Raw genomic sequence first — 18,803 nt, forward strand, 5'->3', positions numbered from 1 at the left:
GCAGGCAAAGAGAAAGGCCCGGTGCAATTGCGCCGGGCCTTTTTCTTTATTATCATTTGATTTTCATCATTTTCTTTCGCATCTTTTTAGCCGTTTTCTGCCCGGCATTTACATAATTGATCAATAGTACAAGAATGATGATGAACAAGCCGAAGAACTCGCGGGTATCTTCTATCCAGGGCTTTTCCGCCTTCATGCTGCCGGCAATGTTTTCGGCATGGTGCTCCGTCATCCAGCTCAGCACGCCGTCTTTTGCAAAAAACAAGGTTACCGCATATACCAGGCAGGCCACTATGCCAAACAGGTACCAGCCTTTGTAATACCGCCCGGTGACGGCCAGGGCGCAAAAAATGGCCCCGTAGAGGTAAATGGGCACCCAGATGTACGGGTCAGGGTCATTCCATTGCAGTGCGGCAAACAGCACAAACAGCACACAAAAAACAACATTGAAGATTTTCATGATAAATTGAATGAAAATGAAATAGCTAAATTGTTTAAACTTACGTAAATTCCATCATACAAAGCCATTTCGGTCTTTGTAAAAAATATTTTAGAAAAAATGAGCCAGATGTTTGCGGTTGTTAAATTAATGTTATAATTTACAAACAGATCAAACGGAACTCGAAACTAAACCTTTTGCATTTATAAGAAACATCCACACTTTGACCGGTTATCCAGAAAAATATTTGCCTTTATAAATTCCACTTTGTTCAGCCTGAATTGCTGATCCACACGCAATAAACGGGCAACCGGTCAATTTTTTCTTTTCTTGCAAAATCGTTTTTCCAAAGAGAATGTTAATATTTTGACACGTTGGGGTGAGCGTTGAACGGTTTTTAATCATTATATTGCATTGCAAAACTGCTTAAAATTATAGGGCATAGCCCTTGAAGAATATCCTGGTTACTAATCAGGTTTTAGAATGGCGGAAGGAGAGGCACTAGTTGCCTCTCTTTTATTTTACGGAAACAGCTTCCCTGCGGGCTATGCGGCATACGGTAAAGGCCGGCCGGGCTTGAGGCAGGGCGAAAAAAATAGTACATTAGCTACATGGGATACGTATACGACGAGCAAACAACAGCAGCACTGTTACGCCAGATCATTTCCCGCCACACTACGGAAAGGGGAGCACAATGGCTGGAGGACCGCCTCACCGAATGGCAGCAGCAACAAGCTTTATCCGTTTTCAACATGGCCTTTGCCGCAGCCCCGCGTTTCCTGGGCCGGGAGCCGGTAGCCGCCACTCTGGCGGAACAAGCCGCCCTGCCGGTTCACCTGGAAGGTTATACCGCAGACCGCCTGTTCCGCATCTGGTGGCTGCTGCAACTACCTGTAAATGACAAAAAAAAGTATATCGAAATAATTGAAAACCTGTTTCATGCCGCAGAAATGAACGAACTGGTAGCCCTGTACGGCGCACTGCCGCTGCTGGCGTTCCCTGAAGCCTGGCGGCTGCGCACCGCGGAAGGCATCCGCTCCAACATCGGCAACGTGCTGGAAGCCATTATGCTCCATAATCCCTACCCGGCGTCCAACCTGGACCAGCCGGCCTGGAACCAGCTGGTGCTCAAGGCGTTCTTTACGGAAAAACCGGTACACCTCATTGTAGGGCTGGACAGGCGCGCCAACCCTGAGCTGGCCCGCATCCTGCTGGATTACAGCCATGAGCGCCGCGCCGCCAGCCGGCCTGTGCACCCCATGCTGTGGCGCCTGGTAGGCCCTTTCCTGGAAGAAACGGGTTTTGAGGACATTGAACGGCTCTGGCTCTCGGAGTATAACGTGGAAAGAGAAGCCGCCGCGCTGGCCTGCCATGCTTCCGGCTATGGCCCGGCCCGTGAGCTGCTGGAAAAAAGGCCGGAACTGAAAGCGGAAATAGAGGCCGGCCAGCTTACCTGGGAAACAGTGGCCCACCGCGTGAATATGGCCAATTAATGCTATTCTCCGGTAGCGGTTTTATGATTAATTTAATGACAATTGTAATTTATAATTTATATGTGTTGCAGTGCTCAGTTGACGGAAAAAGACCTGGCGCCCGAAGCGATGAACCCGGCTTACCTGGACGCCATTAAAGGAATGCGCTTTTTTGACCCGCATATTCATATGACCTCCCGTACAACAGATGACTACCAGGCCATGGCGGATGCCGGCGTGGCAGCCATTATAGAGCCCGCCTTCTGGCTGGGCCAGCCCAGAACGGGCGTGGATACCTTCAGGGATTATTACAGCAGCCTGGTGGGCTGGGAACGCTTCCGCTCCTCCCAGTTCGGCATCAAACATTATTGCACCATCGGCCTCAATTCCAAAGAAGCCAATAATGAAAAGCTGAGTGAACAGGTGATGGAAATACTCCCGCTCTTCATTTACAAGGAAGGCGTGGTAGGCATCGGCGAAATTGGTTTTGACGACCAGACGGCGCTGGAAGAAAAATATTACCGCGCCCAGCTGCAACTAGCTAAGGACGCAGGTTTGCCCGTGCAGATACATACGCCCCACCGGGATAAAAAACAAGGCACCCAGCGCAGCATGGACATTGCCGTGGAAATGGGCCTGGACCCCTACATGGTGATCGTAGACCACAACAATGAAGAAACGGTGAAAGAAGTGCTGGACCGTGGCTTCTGGGCAGCTTTCACCATTTATCCCTTCACCAAAATGGGTAATGAACGCATGGTGGAAATAGTGAAGCAGTACGGTACGGAGCGCATTATGGTCAACTCCGCGGCAGACTGGGGCATCAGTGACCCGCTGGCAGTGCCGAAAACCGCCGCCCTCATGCTGGAAAGAGGCATCAGCCGGGCAGACGTGGAGCTGGTTACCTACCGCAACGCCATCACGGCCTTTGCACAAAGCGGGCAGATCAACGAAGCTGATTTTGAACGCGTGCAGGAAATTGATCAGAGCCTGAAATATAACGGCAGCACCATTTTGCGCGGCGGGCAGCAGCCAAGGCCCAACAAACAGTCCACCATTATCAGGTAGCGCCAAACCACAGATCCTTTGTACCCGGAAAACCTAACTGAAAACGTGAACTATATCTTGCATAAACTGGGCGGCTACCTCCGTTTAATGAGGCCCGCCAACATCCTGACCGCTATCACAGATATCATGGCCGGCATTGCCATAGCCGGTTTTCTGACGCATGGCCTGCAAGACCTGCAGGGCGTGTTGCAGGTGATTTGCCTGGCCATTGCGGCCATAGGGCTGTATGGCGGCGGCGTTGTATTTAACGATGTATTTGATGCGGAGCTTGACCGCATAGAGCGGCCGGAAAGGCCCATTCCCAGCGGGGTGGTATCCCGTACGCAGGCTACCGTGCTGGGCATATACTTATTGCTGCTGGGCATACTGGCAGCTTTCTCCGTAGGGGAATGGCCGGGTGGCCTGGCTACGGGCGTGGCCATTTCTGCCCTGGTATATAACAAATGGGGTAAACACAACGCCCTGTTAGGCCCGCTGAACATGGGGCTTTGCCGTGGGCTGAACCTGCTCATGGGCATGAGCATTTTACCGGAAGCGCTTGCCGTTCACGGATGGCTGGCATTTGTGCCCATTCTCTACATTGCCGCTATTACCATGATCAGTCGTGACGAAGTGCACGGCGGCAAAAAACGCACCCTCTACTGGGCTGCTATTGGCTACGGCGCCGTGTGCGCCATCATACTGGCGGAGGCGGTCAAGCAGCATAAGCTGCCGGAAGTGGTGCCTTACATGCTGGTATTCGCCTGGCTCATTATGCGCCCCCTGCTGAGGGCCATCCGCGAGCCCGTTGGGCCTAATATAGGCAAGGCCGTAAAAGGCGGCATTATAGGCCTTATAGCCATGAACGCGGCCTGGGTGGCAGCCTTTGCCATATTCCCCTATCCCCTGATCGTACTGGCTTTTCTGCCCCTGTCTTTCCTGCTGTCACGCGCTTTTGCCGTTACCTGATCCCTTTTGCCGGCAGGGGAGAAAAATGGCCGTATTATCCCCCTTTTTTGTACATTTAAACGTTTTTAAAATTTCAACGGACCTGCGTAGGGCGATTCAGCTATGTCATACATTCAGCAATCTTTCAAAGTTCAGTTTGAATACAAGGTTTTCTTCACAGAAAAAATATTCGATCCCACCAATACCTGTTTTGCCGGCTTCCTGGGTTCGCTTGCGGATGAAGGAACAAGAAGGAAACTTTTGTTCATTGTAGATGACGGCGTTACCAAACACCACGAGCAGCTGCAAAGCCAGATAACGGCCTATTGCAGCGCGCTGGACAATTTTGAGCTGGTGGAAGACATTATTGTGATACCCGGCGGAGAAGCGGCCAAAAACGACCTGCAGCTGTTTTACTGGCTGGTGAACGAAGTAGACCAGCATGCCATAGACCGGCATTCTTTTATAGTAGGCATCGGCGGCGGCTCCGTGCTTGACCTGGTAGGGTATGTGGCCGCAGTAAGCCACCGTGGCGTGAAACACGTTCGTATACCCACTACGGTATTATCGCAAAACGACTCCGGCGTGGGCGTGAAGAACGGCATCAACTACCATGGCAAAAAGAACTTCCTGGGCACCTTTGCACCGCCCGCGGCCGTGTTTAATGACGCGCAGTTCCTGACCACGCTCGATGAGCGGGACTGGCGCTCCGGCATGATAGAAGCAGTGAAAGTAGCGCTCATCAAAGACGCGGCTTTTTTTGAGTGGATGGAAACCTACGCGCACCTGCTTGCAGAAGCGGATGCGCAAAGCATGCAATACCTTATTTACCGTTGTGCGGAGCTGCATATGGCGCACATCGGCGGCGCCGGAGACCCGTTCGAGAGCGGCTCTTCACGCCCGCTTGACTTTGGCCACTGGAGCGCGCACAAGCTGGAACAGCTGACGGATTTTGAGCTGCGGCACGGTGAAGCCGTGTCTATCGGCATTGCGCTTGACAGCGTGTACTCATGGCTGTTGGGCATGCTGGACGAAAAATCGCTGCACCGCATCATTCACCTCCTCAAAACGCTGCGGCTGCCCCTGTACCACCCGCTGCTGGAAATTGAAGACGGCGAGTCCGCCATTGTGGCCGGCCTGGAAGAGTTCCGCGAACATCTGGGCGGAAGGCTTACCATTTCCCTGCTGCGCGCCATCGGCAAAGGAGAGGAAGTGCATACCATGGACCTTGAGCTGCTGTGCAAGGCCGTGAACATGCTGCGCGAAAAATGGTGATATACCTGATCTGTTTATTTGAACAACTATATACGTCATGAACACTCCATTCGGGCACCTTACGTATTGTACCAACATTCACGCGGGGGAAAACTGGGGAGAGCATTTTTCTCAATTGAAGCAGTACATCCCTGCCGTGAAAGCGCAGGTATCGCCCGATGCCCCTTTTGGCATTGGCCTGCGGCTTAGCAACCTGGCCAGTCTTGAACTGGCCAAAGAACCGGCGCAGCAGGAGCTGAAGGAATGGCTCCAGGCAAACGGCTGTTATGTGTTTACCATGAACGGCTTCCCCTACGGCGGCTTTCATGGAGAACGGGTGAAAGACCAGGTGCATATGCCGGATTGGGCTACTGCCGAGCGCGTAGCCTATACCATCCGCCTCTTCCGTATACTGGCCGCATTACTGCCCGCAGGCATGGAAGGCGGTATCTCTACTTCGCCCCTGTCTTACAAACTATGGCACCGCTGCGGGGAAGAGCACAAGGCTATTATGGAAAGCGCCACGCTTAACATGCTGCTGGTGGTAGAGCAGCTCATTGCCATACACCGCAACGGCGGCCCCTTGCTGCACCTGGATGTGGAGCCGGAGCCGGACGGCATGCTCGAAAATTCCAAAGAGTACATAGACTGGTATTTTCAACACCTGCTGCCTGCAGGCGTGCTCATGTTCGGAGATAAATTCGGCATGGGAGAAGAGGAAGCCATTGCCGCCATCAAGCAGCATGTACAGCTGTGTTATGACGTGTGCCACTTTGCCGTGTCTTATGAAGACCCGCTGGTAGTGCTGGAGCGCCTGCATTACTTCGGGCTGAAAGTAGGCAAGGTGCAGATCAGCGCTGCCCTCAAAGCCATGCTGCCGAAAGATGGCGGCCGGCAGCAGATAGTGGCCGCTTTTAAAGACTTTAATGAGTCTACCTACCTGCACCAGGTGATAGCCCGCAGGAACAACGATACAAAAATTCATTATCCTGATTTGCCGGAGGCCCTGGCAGACGCTGAAAACCCTGATGTGGAAGAATGGCGCGCACATTTTCATGTGCCCGTGTTCGTCAAAGACTTTGGTGTGCTCAGCTCTACGAGAGATGATATCAGCCGCGTGCTGGCGCGGCAAACGGCCAAACCCTTCACACAACACCTGGAGGTGGAAACATATACCTGGGAGGTGCTGCCCGCAGGCCTCAAGCAGGAAATGGGCGGCTCCCTGGCCCGTGAGATGAAATGGGTACTGCAACAGTTGGAATTATCCTGAGAGCGCGGTAGCTTTGAAACGGATTAGAAACGGAGAACGATATCTATGAGAAAAACTGTGGTATTAGACGTTGTAGGCCTTTCTGCAACACTGGTTGGAGAACATACGCCATTTCTGGCAGCATATGCAAAGAAGCACCATCAATCCACGATAGCGCCCATGCTGCCGGCGGTGACCACCACTGTGCAATCTACCTACCTCACCGGGCAGTGGCCCGGCGAGCACGGCATTGTGGGCAACGGCTGGTACGACAGAACAGACGCAGAGATCAAATTCTGGAAACAGTCCAACCACCTGGTACAGGCGGAGAAAGTGTGGGAGCGCGCCAGGCGCCTGCATCCCGGCTTTACCTGCTCAAAAATGTTCTGGTGGTACAACATGTACTCCAGCGCAGATTTTTCCGTAACCCCGCGCCCGCAATATTTGTCTGACGGCCGAAAAATGCCGGACTGTTACGCCCATCCGGCGTCTCTGCGAGACGCGCTGCAAAAGGAACTGGGCCAGTTTCCGCTTTTTCAGTTCTGGGGCCCCGGCGCCAACATTGTTTCTTCCAAATGGATCGCAGACGCATCCATCTTAACTGATAAATGGTATAACCCTTCCCTCACGCTTATCTATCTTCCCCACCTGGACTATTGCCTGCAAAAATACGGGCACGATGATACGAAGATTGCGCCTGAGCTGCGGGCCATTGACGAGCTATGCAGGCAGTTGGTGGAACATTATGAAAAGCAGGGCTGCGAGATCATTATTCTGTCTGAATACGGCATCACCAACGTCAGCAAACCTGTTCACCTCAACCGCCTGCTGCGGGAGCATGGCCTGATCGCCGTGCGGGAAGAGCGGGGGCTGGAGCTGCTGGATGCTGGCGCTTCGCGGGCTTTTGCGGTGGCAGATCACCAGGTGGCGCATGTGTATGTGAACGATGGCTCCTGCTTCAGAAAAGTCAGGGAGCTGGTAGAACAGCTGCCCGGCGTAGAGCTGGTACTGGACCGTGAAGGTAAACGCAAACATCACCTGGCGCATGAGCGCAGCGGAGACCTGGTGCTGGTAGCCGATGCAGACAGCTGGTTTACGTATTATTACTGGCTGGATGATGCCAAGGCGCCTGATTTTGCCCGCATTGTAGATATTCACCGCAAGCCCGGCTATGACCCTGTTGAAATGTTCCTCAACCCGGCAGATCCTTTCGTAAAGCTGAAAGTGATCGGGAAAGTGCTGAAAAAGAAACTGGGCTTTCGTTACCTGATGGATGTTATTCCGCTGGATGCCACGCTCATCAAAGGCTCTCACGGCAGAATGGCGGAAGACAGCCGGCATCACCCCGTGCTCATCACCACCCAGCCCGTGAAAGAAAAGGTGGTGGCTACAGATGTGCATGATATTATCCTGCAGCACCTGGGGCTGTAACACGCCTTATGAAGTCATATGTGTTGATTTCACACTTCCACCCATCATTATTTGCGTAAAAACTAATCAAGCTGTTTTATATCTTTATTATAACGGTTACTATTGACCGGCATAATTCCACGTAAAAAAGATATCAGCATGAAACGAAGAGACTTTCTCAAAACCGGTACCATGGCCGGCGTAGGGGCAGGGCTTACTATCCTCAACTTTCCCGTATTCGGGAAGAACGCCCCCAGTAATAAAATAATAGTAGGTGTGATGGGCGTCAACTCCCGCGGTAACTGGCTGGCGCAGGTAACCTCCAAACTGCCGGGCGCGGAAATCGGTTTTATCTGTGATGTGGAAGACGGCGCTGTGCAAAAGGGCCTCAAGGCCGTTAGCGCCCAGTCCCGCAAACCGGAAGTGATCAAAGACATCCGCAAGCTGCTGGCCCGAAAGGATATGGACGGCATTATGATAGCCGCTCCTGACCACTGGCACGCTCCCGCCGCCATCATGGCCTGCGCTGCCGGCAAACAGGTATACGTGGAAAAACCCCTGAGCCACAACCCGCAGGAGGGGGAGTGGCTGATAGAGGCCTCCCGCAAATATAACCGGCTGGTGCAAATGGGCAACCAGCGCCGCTCCTGGCCTAATATGCAGCAAGCAGCAAAAGAAGTGCGCGAGGAAGGGATCATTGGCCGTGTATACTACGCCCGCGGCTGGTATGCGAATGACCGCAAGCCTATTGGCACAGGCAAAAAAATAGCGGTGCCTGCCACCCTGGACTGGAATCTTTGGCAGGGCCCTGCGCCACGTACAGATTACCTGGACAATATTGTGCATTATGACTGGCACTGGCGGTGGGTATGGGGCACAGGCGAAGCCTGTAACAATGGTACACATGAAATAGATTGCATGCGCTGGTTCATGGGCGTGGATTATCCCGTTAAGGTCACTTCTTCAGGCGGCCGCTTTGCTTACTCCGGAGACGATTGGGAAACGCCGGACACACAATCCATCACCTTTGAATTTGAAGGTAACCGCGCTATTACCTGGGAAGGCCGCAGCTGCAACCCTTACAAGCTGGAAGGTACCGGGCGCGGCTTTGCTATTTTCGGAGACAAAGGCGCGCTGTACTGTGATGGTGGGGACAGCTACCGCGTGCTGGACAATAAGGGAAAGGTAGTGAAGGAGGTGAAGCAGAATACAGCAGAGAACCGGGAGTCTACCAATGTGGTAAGCCCTGCCGGCGAGTTCCTGGATGCTGTACATATCAACAACTGGCTGGAGAGTATCCGCGGCAAGGCAAAGCTTAATTCAGCGGTTGCTGAGGGGCACAAGAGCGTACTGCTTTGCCAGTTGGGCAACATATCGCAACGCACAGGAGACATACTGCATACAGACAGTAAAAACGGTCACATCCTGCAGAATGAGGAAGCGGCCGAACTCTGGGGCCGCAGTTATGCGGAAGGGTGGCGGCCGAAAGTATAATACCGGAGAAAGGCGGAACGTTTGTTCCGCCTTTCTTTTGCAACACCCCCAAAAAAAGGACATCCCGAAGAATCGGGATGTCGGTTGAAAAACAGTGAACAATGAAATAGTCGCTGACTATCTCAAAATCTTTATCAGAGTGTTTTTATTTTGATGCTGCGGAAGCTCACGGCATTGCCATGGTCTTGCAACAAAATACGTCCTTTTTGCGCCAGGCCAAAATTATCGAACTTGGCATATTTACTACGGGCCACCAGGGCCTTGTAAATGTTGTCTCCACGCTTGTAGCTCACTACCAGGTGCCCGTTCAGCCAGTGCTCCACCCGGTTGTCCGGGTAAACTACCACCCGGCCGTGGTTCCATTCACCAATTTTTTTGTGGGAATTGTTGAATTTATAGGCCGGTATCAGGTCGTACAGGGAACCTACCTTGCGGTTACCTGCTGCGCCCAGCTTGGCATCAGGGTGCTTGTCATCGTCCAGCACCTGGAACTCCAGGCCAATGGCGGAGCCGCTGTTGCCTTCTTTTTCCGTTACAAAATATTTCACACCGCTGTTGGCGCCTTCCGTGAGTTTAAAATCAAATTCCAGGTCAAAAGCGCTGAATTCTTCTTCCGTCACAATATCCCCGCCGTTGGTAGACTCGCCGCCGTCTGAGGGAGCTACGTTGAGCGTACCGCCTTTAATTTCCCAGCCTTTGGAAGGGAAAGCCGGTTTGTAAGCCCCGCGCCAGCCTTTGGTGGTAGCGCCGTCCCACAGCAGGCGTACGCCGTTGCGTTTTTCCTGCGGAGACAGGTTGTTGGGGATGTTATTCACCACGTAAATGCTGTCATACGGGGAATACTGGGAAGCCGCCGGATTCTCTATGATCCGGATGTTGCGCCAGCGGATCTTTTTGCCTACATCCTCCTGTTTTTTGCCGATGCCGTGCACCTGCAGGGCTATGAAGCCTGAGGGCAGCTCCGGGTCTATCAGGTGCGCTGCCGGTACTCCGTTGATAAATGTACGGATTTCCGGGCCGCGGCACTCAATGCGGTATTTGTTCCAGTTATTGGCCTTGTAGGCGTTCTGTGCCGCCGGGTTCAGGTCCAGCGGGTACAGCCAGCCACGGCGCGCCTCTTCGTAAATGCCACCGCTCCAGCGGCGGGCTGAAGGATCTACCTCCATCTGGTAGCCATACACCCGGCCGTTGTTAAACTCCGGTTTGCTCTGGCTGCGGAACTGGATGCCGGAATTGAAGTCCTGGTCCAGCTTGTACTCCACCTCAAAAATAAAATCGCCGTAATTTTTTTCTGTTGCCAGGAAAGAATTAGGCTCTGCAATTACCGTTGTGCCTATGATCTCGCCGTTCTTTACTTCATAGGTGGCTTTACCGTTCAGTTGTTTCCAGCCTTTGAGATCTTTACCGTTGAACAGGTTCTGCCATTTGCCGTTCTGTGCCTGCGTGGCTGTCATCAGAAGCAATCCACAGCCAAGAAGGAAATACTTTTTCATGGAATTTTGTTTGTATCAGAAAAGCCGCTGTATGCAATACGGGCTTTTTGCACTGCTGCTCTCTTGTTTAGTTGACCATCCGCGCACGCTGCCCGTGGTGGCGCGCCGCCAAGGCCCAATACTCTAGAAAATTGGCCTCCGCGAAGCCAAGATAGAAAATTCCTGCCAATATTTGCAAACGATTGCAAAAAAGATATTCCACATGATTTCCGGTTCCCAAGATAAGCGAAAATCTCGTTTTGGTGGTATGCCCGGGCAGAAATATCTTTATACAGATAAGTTGACCTTAAAAAAATCATACATATGGCAAAGAAAAAGATAGTGTTCCTGACCGGGGACTACGCTGAAGACTATGAAACGATGGTGCCTTTCCAGATGCTGCAGATGATAGGGCACGATGTGCATGCCGTTTGCCCGGACAAGGCCGCCGGGGAAAAGATCGTAACGGCTATTCACGATTTTGAGGGAGATCAGACCTACAGCGAGAAGCGGGGGCACCTGTTTGTGCTCAACGCCTCCTTTTCAGATGTGAACCCGGCAGAATATGACGCCCTGGTGATAGCCGGCGGCCGTGCTCCTGAATATCTCCGGCTCAACAGGAAGGTGATTGACATGGTAAAGCACTTTGCGGCCGCCAATAAGCCCATAGCGGCCGTATGCCATGGTATTCAGATACTTACCGCGGCAGATGTGGTGCGCGGCAAAAAATTGACCGCCTACCCGGCCGTGGAGCCGGAAGTGACCATGGCCGGAGGAACATATGAGGCTGTAAATGTATATGAGGCGGTTACGGACGGCAACCTGGTAACTGCGCCCGCCTGGCCGGCCCATCCGCAGTGGATGGCCGCTTTCCTCAAGGTATTGGGCACTACGGTTACTTTGTAAAAATCCTGACCAGAATCAGGGAAATATATCGGGCGGGGATTTCCGAATTATACCGCCTTTACTTACCTTTGCAGCCAAAATTTCATACATAATATATGTCTGGACAGCTTAAAGAAGTTCGTAACCGCATTAAATCCATCCAATCTACCCAGCAGATCACCAAAGCCATGAAAATGGTAAGTGCTGCCAAGCTGCGCCGTGCCCAGGACGCTATTCTCCAGATGCGCCCCTATGCTGAAAAGCTGCAGGAAATGCTGCAGAACATTGTCAGCAATTCCGAGGGAGACATCAATATGGCACTGGCGGCTAACCGTGCGGTAGAAAAGGTATTGATAGTGGCTATCACGTCAGACCGCGGATTGTGCGGGGCTTATAATGCCAACGTGATCAAGCTGGCCAAACAGACCATCCGCGAAAAATATTCCGCCCAGTTTGCCAAAGGCCACGTAGAAGTGCTGCCCATCGGCAAAAAAGCATATGAGCATTTTTCCAAGAACGGTTACAAGGTGAATGATCACTTCTGGAACCTCTTCGGCCACCTCACCTTCGAAAACGTAAAAGAGGCCGCTGCCGTGGCCCTCAACGGTTTTGTAAAAGGAGAGTATGATGCGGTGGATATTGTGTACAGCGAATTTAAAAACGCTGCTACCCAACGCTTTAAAGTGGAGCAGTTCCTGCCCATAGCCAAGGTGGAGCAGCAGGAAGGCGCCAAACAAACCAAGGCAGATTTTATTTTTGAGCCGGCAAAAGACACCCTCATCACGGAGCTGATGCCGAAGATCCTCAATACCCAGTTTTTCAAGGCCGTACTGGACGCCCACGCCTCCGAGCATGGCGCCCGTATGACCGCTATGGACAAGGCCACGGAAAACGCCGGGGAACTGCTGCGCAGCCTGAAGATAGAGTACAACCGCGCCCGCCAGGCCGCCATTACAACGGAGCTGACGGAGATCGTAAGCGGCGCCGCTGCGCTGATGGGTTGATCTTATTCACAACTAATCAACAACAGGATATTTATATTTCTAAAAGAATGTCAAAGGTCTTATTTTCGGCCTTTGACATTTTTGTTTACGGCCCGCGCACCGGGCAAATTGAAGAACCATGGAAATTTCCCAGCTCATACCGCATGTAGAAGCGCTGATATTTGCCGCAGACCGCCCGCTGCCGGCGGCAGACATACTGGAGCTGCTCAATAATGCCCTGGCTTTCCTGGAAGACCGCGCCACCCCCGAACAGGTAGACGCGGCCATAGAGGCCATCCAGGAAAAATACAACTCGGAATTTTATGCCTTCAGCGTACGCGAAAGCGGCGGCGGGTACCAGTTCCTGACCAAAAAAGACTATTACCAGACGGTGGCCCAGCTCAATGGCGAAAAGTTCCTGAAACGCCTCTCCACAGCCGCCCTGGAAACCCTGGCCATTATTGCCTATAAGCAGCCCATTTCCAAAGGTGAAATAGAGCACATCCGTGGGGTGAGCACAGACTATTCCATTACCAAACTGCTGGAAAAAGAACTGATAGTGATCTCCGGCCGCAGCGAAGACCTGCCCGGAAAACCGTTGCTGTACTCCACTTCCAAGGCCTTCATGGACTATTTCGGCCTCAATTCTCCGGCAGACCTGCCCAAGCTGAAAGAAGTGTTTGAGGAAGATTTTGTAGCGCCCACCCAGTTAACGATAGACAACGTTGAACAGGCTGAAACCGTGGCGGAAGATGAAGATGGCTTCCTGGTGGTATCTGAAAACGGGGAGTTGACCGAAACCACTACCACTATTATGATGGATGATGATACCGTGCCCGAAGAGCCAACAGAAGAGCACGAAGCGGATAGTACAGAAGTGGAGAACGTGGTGATGGAGAGTGATGAGGTGGAAGAGGAGCCGCGGAGAGAGGAGGATGAAGATGAGGAGGACGAGGAAGAAGACGAAGATGATGACGATGAAGACGATGATGAGGAAGATGAAGATGATGATGAGGAGGAAGATGATGATGAGGAGGAGGATGAGGAGGAGGAAAAAGACGATGAAGATGATGAAGAAGCAGGGAATGACGAGGAAGAGGATGATGAGGATGAAGGCGAGGAAGGGGAAGAAGACGAGCCGGAAAATGAAACAGTAGAATTTAAGGACGACACGTATGATGAGAATGATATAGAAAAAGAAGACGATGCAGACGCTGAGATAGAAGATGCTGACGACAGGTTGACTGATGAAGAGTCTGACGAAGAAGAGGACGAAGAACCAAAAAACTGATTCCAGGAGTAAACTGCTTATCCTTGCAAACAAGGCACATGCCTGGTTTGCAAGGATTTTTTTATTATATTTAGTAGCGTATTGTAGAAACCCATATACCCAAACCTAAAACCCGAAAAAATGAAATTATCCCGTACCTGTGGCCTGTTACCCAAGGCCGCTTTGTTATTGACCGCCCTCTTTTTTACAGCATATCACAGCGCCCGGAGCCAGCAGCAGGAGTACTTCCAGGGCATGGTACAAATATTCGGCAATGAGGAGGGGGCAGCGTTTGTCAATTCCCAGCAATGGACGGCGGTTACTAAAACGCTTTATACTTATATGGTTGGTGAAATGTTTCCTACGCAGGTGCCCGGTACTATTAGGGAATACTATTTGGTGATCCGGAAAGCAGACGATGTATACAACTGTGCTGTGGGGCCTTCTTTCAGATTCTGGTTTACCCATATGGGAAAGGCGGGACACGAATTTGTAGCCGGTTTTGACTGGGGGAGTATTGAAGCAGGTACCGTTAGATGGTATAAAATACCTGACAACATTGAACAAGTCAATGCGGTACGGGCTCGGGATGGCATTGTGGGTAACTATCAAGACTTCTATTTCCGCCTGGATGCAAAATTACCTTCCACCTGTCCGGCGGACCGCAGGTTAAGAATTTTCTCAATCTACATAGCGGCAATCGATAAAACAACAGGTGGTAGTACTGCTCCCATTAACCTGAATAACGATCCGGTTGCTACGCAGTACCCAATTTATACGCTGGGTGCACCGGGAGGCGGGCTGCTGGTCACACAGGAGAGCATAACCAATAATACTTTAAAACCCGTCACCAATCTCGATATGAACGGCACACTCACCGCCAGAAAAGTAAAGGTTACCATGAACGGCTGGTCAGATTTTGTATTGAAAGAAAACTACCCCCTCCGCTCCCTCGAAGACCTGGAACAATTTATCAAAACCCATCAGCACCTGCCGGACGTGCCATCTGAAAAGGAAGTGCTGGCGCAGGGAAATGACCTTGGCGAGATGGATAAAAAGTTGCTGCAGAAAATAGAAGAACTGACTCTCTACATGATTGAGCTGAAAAAAGAGAACGCGGCAATCAGGAGGAAGCTGGAGGAGTTGAAGAAATAGCTACAACCCCATCACCACCTCCGCAAAAATCCCGCTCAGCACTTTATCCGCTTTGGCCGCCACTGCAAGAATTTCTGCAAGAGACACAGGTTGCAGGTTGTCAGGGTCGCACTCATCTGTTACTACTGAAACGGCGGCGCAGGGAAGCCCTACCTGGTTGGCAACAATTACTTCCGGCACGGTGCTCATGCCTACTACGTCTGCGCCAATCATCCGCAGAAAGCGGTATTCTGCCCGCGTTTCAAGGTTGGGGCCCATTACGGCGGCGTATACGCCTTTGTGCAGGATGTTGCCGGAGGCGGCTTGCAGCCGCGCGCTGAGGTCTGCATCGTAAGGCCGGCTCATGTCCGGGAAGCGGGGGCCGAAATCCGGGGAATTTAAACCCCTTAAAGGGTTTTCAGGTTGCAGGTTGATATGATCGTCCAGCAGCACCAGGTCACCCTTTTTCAGGGCCTTGTTCATGCCGCCTGCCGCATTGCTCAGCAGCAGCTTTGAAACACCCAGGGCTTTCATGACGCGGATGGGGAAAGTGATCTGCTGCATGGTGTACCCTTCATAGTAATGGAACCGGCCCTGCATGGCAATCACGGCCGTTTTACCGATGTGGCCGAAAATGAGATGCCCTTTGTGAGATTCTACGGTAGACTCAGGGAAGTGGGGAATGTCTCCGTAGGCAATACTTTTTACGATATCTATTTTATGGACCAGTTCGCCAAGGCCGGTGCCAAGCACAATGCCCGCTTTTGCGCCTTCGAACCCTTGCCGGCGCAGGTGCAGAACGGTTTCTGCCAGTTGCTGTTGTAAAGTCATGCTGCAAATTAACGGAATAAAACGTGAGCTTGCACCGGCGTGGCGGTACACAAAAAAGGCGGCCATGCAGCCGCCTCTTCATATCGATCTTCGCAAATTACGATTTCAGTTCCTTGATCCTGATATTTTTCCAGCGTACTTTGATGCCGCCGCCGGAGTGTATCTGCAGGGCGATCTGTCCGCCTTTGGCGCCAATTTTCTCATCATCCAGCGTAATCATTTCCACGCCGTTGAGATAGGTAGTTACGTTGTTGCCTTTCACCACCACTTTCATGGTATTCCATTCGCCCATTTTCAGGTTCTTGTCTTTTTCCGCAGCGGGTTTAATGAGCCAGCCGCGACCGTAAGATTCGTAGATGCCGCCGGTGTTGTGGCCGGGAGGAGCTACTTCCGCCTGCCAGCCGGCTATTTTGGTGCCTTCCAGTGAAGAGTGGAAGAATACGCCGCTGTTGCCGTTGGCTTCCTGTTTGAATTGCACGGTCAGCTCAAAATCCTTGAAGGTCTTTTCCGTGGCCAGGTAGCCGTACTCTTTGTCGGGGCCGCTTTCGCACACCAGTTCACCTTTCTCTACATACCATTTTTCTGTACCGTGTATTTTCCAGCCGTCAAGGTTCTTGCCGTTGAACAGCTTTTGTTGTTTTTGCGCAAACGCAGTGCTGATGGAGAGCAGGCCCAGTACTGCCAGCGTCATGAATCTCTTTTTCATACAACCGTAGTTTTTTTGATGGGGTGAAAGATAGCCATTATTGAAATCAGAAGCAATAAAAAAAGGCGCACCGGTAAAGTGCGCCTTTGAAGTGTAAATATCCTGTATAATTAACGTGCAACGTTTACGGCGCGGCGTTCGCGGATGACGGTCACCTTGATCTGGCCGGGGTATTGCATGTCGTTCTGGATCTTGTTGGCGATTTCGAAGCTGAGGCGGTCTGCATCGTTGTCCGATACTTTTTCGCTTTCCACAATTACGCGCAGCTCGCGGCCTGCCTGGATGGCGTAGGCTTTTTCCACACCGTCATAAGCCATGGCCAGGTTCTCGAGGTCTTTGATCCTTTGCAGGTAGCTCTGCATAATTTCGCGGCGGGCGCCGGGGCGGGCGCCGCTGATAGCGTCACAGGCCTGTACAATGGGGGAGATCACGTAAGCCATTTCCATCTCGTCGTGGTGAGCGCCGATGGCGTTCACAATGGCGGGGTGCTCTCCGTATTTTTCGGCCAGTTTGGCGCCCAGCAGGGCGTGGCTCAGTTCAGATTCTTCATCGGGCACTTTACCGATATCGTGCAGCAGGCCTGCGCGCTTGGCCAGTTTGGGATTCAGGCCCAGCTCTGCGGCCATCACGGCGCAAAGGTTGGCGGTTTCCTTGGAGTGCATGAGCAGGTTCTGGCCGTAAGAGGAACGGAAACGCATTTTACCTACCATGCGCACCAGTTCTTTATGCAGGCCGTGAATGCCCAGCTCTATAACGGTACGCTCGCCTATTTCCATCACCTGCTCTTCCAGCTGGCGTTTTGTTTTCTCTACCACTTCCTCAATACGGGCGGGGTGAATACGGCCGTCCTGCACCAGGCGTTGCAGGCTGAGGCGGGCAATTTCGCGGCGCAGCGGGTCGAAGGAAGACAGTACGATGGCCTCCGGGGTGTCGTCAACGATCAGGTCTACCCCTGTTGCGGCTTCAATGGCGCGGATGTTGCGGCCTTCACGACCAATGATCTGACCTTTGATCTCATCGCTTTCCAGGTTGAACACCGTAATGGCGTTCTCAATGGTCTGCTCCGCAGCGGTGCGCTGAATGGACTGGATGATGATCTTTTTGGCTTCCTTGTTCGCTTTTATTTTGGCGTCTTCTATAATTTCCTGGATGTGGCTGAGCGCCTGGCTGCGGGCTTCTTCTTTCAGGCTTTCTATCAGCTGGTGGCGTGCTTCTTCAGCCGTGAGGGCGGCTACTTTTTCGAGGCGGCGGATGTGCTCTTCCTGGTGTTTCTCCAGCTCTGAGCGTTTGATGTTTACCAGCTCTATCTGGCGGCCGAGGTTTTCTTTAATGGCCTCATTTTCGGCTGCCTGTTTCTGCAGTTGTTCTGTTTTCTGGTTCAGGTTGTGCTCTTTCTGTTTGATGCGGTTTTCGGACTCTGCCAGTTTCTGGTTACGCTGCATCACCTCTTTCTCGTGCTCCGATTTCATCTGCAGGTACTTTTCTTTTGCTTCCAGCAGCTTGTCCTTTTTCAGGGTTTCGGCGGTGAGTTGCCCTTCGGCTACTATCCGCTTTGCCTGTTCTTCCGCTTCCTGGATCTTTATCTGGGTGTTTTTTGAGAAAATCAGTTTTCCTAGCAGTATACCTAACGCCAGCGCAACAACTCCGGCCACTATGATCATTAAAGGATCTGTCATATTTTAATTAGTTTAAGAAAGTATTTATAAATGCCTCCCCGGCCCATTTTTTGTGAACAGGCGGGAACAGACCCGCGAAAATAACAAAAAAATGGCACCAAAGCACAGGAGGTTGTGATAATGAGTGGATTAGGGATTAAAAATGCAGCACGGGCGGTTATTTTAAATGCTCATCCAGCAGATTGTCAAGGTGTTGCAGTTTTTCCAGTAAAAAAGGCGCCACGCCGGCCTGGGCCTTTCCGCCGCTGGTGGCGGGATGGGTGGCGTACATGATGAGGGCCATGGCAATATAATCCTGGATGTCTTTGCCCGCATACGCAGCTTTGAACTCAATGATCTTTTCGTTCACCTCCTTCATGACACGGCGTACATCCTCCTCCTCTTCCGTCCGGATCTTGATCCGGTAAGTGCGGTCTGCCACCACGATATTTACAGGTATGAGTGTTTCCATCAGTATTGTATTGTTGTACTTGTGTGTGATGTTTACAAATGTAAACAAAAGGAACGGGATAGCTGCGGCTGCTGATTTTTTT

General features: G+C 51.9%; 17 protein-coding genes. 11 read left to right on the forward strand and 6 right to left on the reverse strand.

Annotated features, from left to right (window positions below):
* Positions 1 to 52: 52 nt before the first annotated feature.
* The gene (locus ABDW36_RS06695) at positions 53 to 460 is read right to left on the reverse strand and encodes a transmembrane 220 family protein (RefSeq protein ID WP_343701104.1); all 408 of its coding nucleotides are present in this window, start codon (positions 458 to 460) and stop codon (positions 53 to 55) included.
* Between the two features lie 590 nt (positions 461 to 1,050).
* Here ABDW36_RS06695 and ABDW36_RS06700 point away from each other — a divergent pair.
* The 7 genes from ABDW36_RS06700 (at position 1,051) to ABDW36_RS06730 (ending at position 9,313) form a co-directional block, all read left to right on the forward strand.
* Positions 1,051 to 1,932 carry an EboA domain-containing protein gene (locus tag ABDW36_RS06700; protein ID WP_343701105.1) on the forward strand — a complete coding sequence of 294 codons (882 nt, stop codon included), beginning with the start codon at positions 1,051 to 1,053 and terminating at the stop codon, positions 1,930 to 1,932.
* Between the two features lie 60 nt (positions 1,933 to 1,992).
* Entirely contained in the window at positions 1,993 to 2,979 is a 987-nt protein-coding gene (locus ABDW36_RS06705; RefSeq protein ID WP_343701106.1) for a TatD family hydrolase, read from the forward strand.
* Between the two features lie 45 nt (positions 2,980 to 3,024).
* Positions 3,025 to 3,927 (forward strand): UbiA-like protein EboC, encoded by a 903-nt coding sequence (eboC, locus tag ABDW36_RS06710; protein ID WP_343701107.1) that lies wholly within the window; start codon positions 3,025 to 3,027, stop codon positions 3,925 to 3,927.
* Positions 3,928 to 4,029: 102 nt separating this feature from the next.
* Positions 4,030 to 5,181, forward strand: coding sequence for a 3-dehydroquinate synthase (locus ABDW36_RS06715; protein WP_343701108.1), 1,152 nt, complete (start codon positions 4,030 to 4,032; stop codon positions 5,179 to 5,181).
* A 37-nt stretch (positions 5,182 to 5,218) separates the two neighbouring features.
* Positions 5,219 to 6,430 carry a metabolite traffic protein EboE gene (eboE, locus tag ABDW36_RS06720; protein WP_343701109.1) on the forward strand — a complete coding sequence of 404 codons (1,212 nt, stop codon included), beginning with the start codon at positions 5,219 to 5,221 and terminating at the stop codon, positions 6,428 to 6,430.
* A gap of 45 nt (positions 6,431 to 6,475) precedes the next feature.
* Entirely contained in the window at positions 6,476 to 7,840 is a 1,365-nt protein-coding gene (locus ABDW36_RS06725) for a nucleotide pyrophosphatase/phosphodiesterase family protein (RefSeq protein WP_343701110.1), read from the forward strand.
* Between the two features lie 138 nt (positions 7,841 to 7,978).
* The gene (locus ABDW36_RS06730; protein WP_343701111.1) at positions 7,979 to 9,313 is read left to right on the forward strand and encodes a Gfo/Idh/MocA family oxidoreductase; all 1,335 of its coding nucleotides are present in this window, start codon (positions 7,979 to 7,981) and stop codon (positions 9,311 to 9,313) included.
* Positions 9,314 to 9,447: 134 nt separating this feature from the next.
* Here ABDW36_RS06730 and ABDW36_RS06735 read toward each other — a convergent pair whose 3' ends face one another.
* Entirely contained in the window at positions 9,448 to 10,806 is a 1,359-nt protein-coding gene (locus tag ABDW36_RS06735; protein ID WP_343701112.1) for a DUF1080 domain-containing protein, read from the reverse strand.
* Between the two features lie 303 nt (positions 10,807 to 11,109).
* Between ABDW36_RS06735 and ABDW36_RS06740 the strand changes: the two genes are divergently transcribed.
* From ABDW36_RS06740 to ABDW36_RS06755, 4 genes are all read left to right on the forward strand, one after another.
* Complete coding sequence (locus ABDW36_RS06740) at positions 11,110 to 11,691, forward strand: DJ-1/PfpI family protein (RefSeq protein WP_343701113.1); 582 nt, start codon at positions 11,110 to 11,112, stop codon at positions 11,689 to 11,691.
* 95 nt (positions 11,692 to 11,786) lie between these two features.
* Positions 11,787 to 12,674, forward strand: coding sequence for an ATP synthase F1 subunit gamma (gene atpG, locus ABDW36_RS06745; protein ID WP_343701114.1), 888 nt, complete (start codon positions 11,787 to 11,789; stop codon positions 12,672 to 12,674).
* 118 nt (positions 12,675 to 12,792) lie between these two features.
* A complete protein-coding gene (gene scpB, locus ABDW36_RS06750) occupies positions 12,793 to 13,944 on the forward strand; it encodes an SMC-Scp complex subunit ScpB (RefSeq protein WP_343701115.1) in 1,152 nt (383 codons plus the stop codon).
* A gap of 120 nt (positions 13,945 to 14,064) precedes the next feature.
* On the forward strand, positions 14,065 to 15,078 hold the full coding sequence (locus ABDW36_RS06755) for a hypothetical protein (protein ID WP_343701116.1): 1,014 nt from the start codon (positions 14,065 to 14,067) through the stop codon (positions 15,076 to 15,078).
* On the opposite strand, the gene ABDW36_RS06760 is transcribed toward ABDW36_RS06755, so the two are convergent.
* From ABDW36_RS06760 to ABDW36_RS06775, 4 genes are all read right to left on the reverse strand, one after another.
* The gene (locus tag ABDW36_RS06760; RefSeq protein WP_343701117.1) at positions 15,079 to 15,888 is read right to left on the reverse strand and encodes a purine-nucleoside phosphorylase; all 810 of its coding nucleotides are present in this window, start codon (positions 15,886 to 15,888) and stop codon (positions 15,079 to 15,081) included. It abuts the gene before it with no gap.
* 97 nt (positions 15,889 to 15,985) lie between these two features.
* Complete coding sequence (locus ABDW36_RS06765; RefSeq protein ID WP_343701118.1) at positions 15,986 to 16,594, reverse strand: DUF1080 domain-containing protein; 609 nt, start codon at positions 16,592 to 16,594, stop codon at positions 15,986 to 15,988.
* Positions 16,595 to 16,704: 110 nt separating this feature from the next.
* The gene (rny, locus tag ABDW36_RS06770; RefSeq protein WP_343701119.1) at positions 16,705 to 18,270 is read right to left on the reverse strand and encodes a ribonuclease Y; all 1,566 of its coding nucleotides are present in this window, start codon (positions 18,268 to 18,270) and stop codon (positions 16,705 to 16,707) included.
* 157 nt (positions 18,271 to 18,427) lie between these two features.
* Positions 18,428 to 18,721 carry a cell division protein ZapA gene (locus ABDW36_RS06775; protein ID WP_119076914.1) on the reverse strand — a complete coding sequence of 98 codons (294 nt, stop codon included), beginning with the start codon at positions 18,719 to 18,721 and terminating at the stop codon, positions 18,428 to 18,430.
* Positions 18,722 to 18,803: the final 82 nt, after the last annotated feature.

The organism is Chitinophaga sp. (assembly GCF_039596455.1).
Taxonomy (GTDB): domain Bacteria; phylum Bacteroidota; class Bacteroidia; order Chitinophagales; family Chitinophagaceae; genus Chitinophaga.

Excerpts from the sequence above, each read along its gene's own strand:
- ABDW36_RS06695 (WP_343701104.1), bottom strand. The coding sequence starts at position 460 with ATGAAAATCTTCAATGTTGTTTTTTGTGTGCTGTTTGTGCTGTTTGCC.
- ABDW36_RS06700 (WP_343701105.1), top strand. The coding sequence starts at position 1,051 with ATGGGATACGTATACGACGAGCAAACAACAGCAGCACTGTTACGCCAG.
- ABDW36_RS06705 (WP_343701106.1), top strand. The coding sequence starts at position 1,993 with ATGTGTTGCAGTGCTCAGTTGACGGAAAAAGACCTGGCGCCCGAAGCG.
- ABDW36_RS06715 (WP_343701108.1), top strand. The coding sequence starts at position 4,030 with ATGTCATACATTCAGCAATCTTTCAAAGTTCAGTTTGAATACAAGGTT.
- eboE (WP_343701109.1), top strand. The coding sequence starts at position 5,219 with ATGAACACTCCATTCGGGCACCTTACGTATTGTACCAACATTCACGCG.
- ABDW36_RS06725 (WP_343701110.1), top strand. The coding sequence starts at position 6,476 with ATGAGAAAAACTGTGGTATTAGACGTTGTAGGCCTTTCTGCAACACTG.
- ABDW36_RS06730 (WP_343701111.1), top strand. The coding sequence starts at position 7,979 with ATGAAACGAAGAGACTTTCTCAAAACCGGTACCATGGCCGGCGTAGGG.
- ABDW36_RS06735 (WP_343701112.1), bottom strand. The coding sequence starts at position 10,806 with ATGAAAAAGTATTTCCTTCTTGGCTGTGGATTGCTTCTGATGACAGCC.
- ABDW36_RS06740 (WP_343701113.1), top strand. The coding sequence starts at position 11,110 with ATGGCAAAGAAAAAGATAGTGTTCCTGACCGGGGACTACGCTGAAGAC.
- atpG (WP_343701114.1), top strand. The coding sequence starts at position 11,787 with ATGTCTGGACAGCTTAAAGAAGTTCGTAACCGCATTAAATCCATCCAA.
- scpB (WP_343701115.1), top strand. The coding sequence starts at position 12,793 with ATGGAAATTTCCCAGCTCATACCGCATGTAGAAGCGCTGATATTTGCC.
- ABDW36_RS06755 (WP_343701116.1), top strand. The coding sequence starts at position 14,065 with ATGAAATTATCCCGTACCTGTGGCCTGTTACCCAAGGCCGCTTTGTTA.
- ABDW36_RS06760 (WP_343701117.1), bottom strand. The coding sequence starts at position 15,888 with ATGACTTTACAACAGCAACTGGCAGAAACCGTTCTGCACCTGCGCCGG.
- ABDW36_RS06765 (WP_343701118.1), bottom strand. The coding sequence starts at position 16,594 with ATGAAAAAGAGATTCATGACGCTGGCAGTACTGGGCCTGCTCTCCATC.
- rny (WP_343701119.1), bottom strand. The coding sequence starts at position 18,270 with ATGACAGATCCTTTAATGATCATAGTGGCCGGAGTTGTTGCGCTGGCG.
- ABDW36_RS06775 (WP_119076914.1), bottom strand. The coding sequence starts at position 18,721 with ATGGAAACACTCATACCTGTAAATATCGTGGTGGCAGACCGCACTTAC.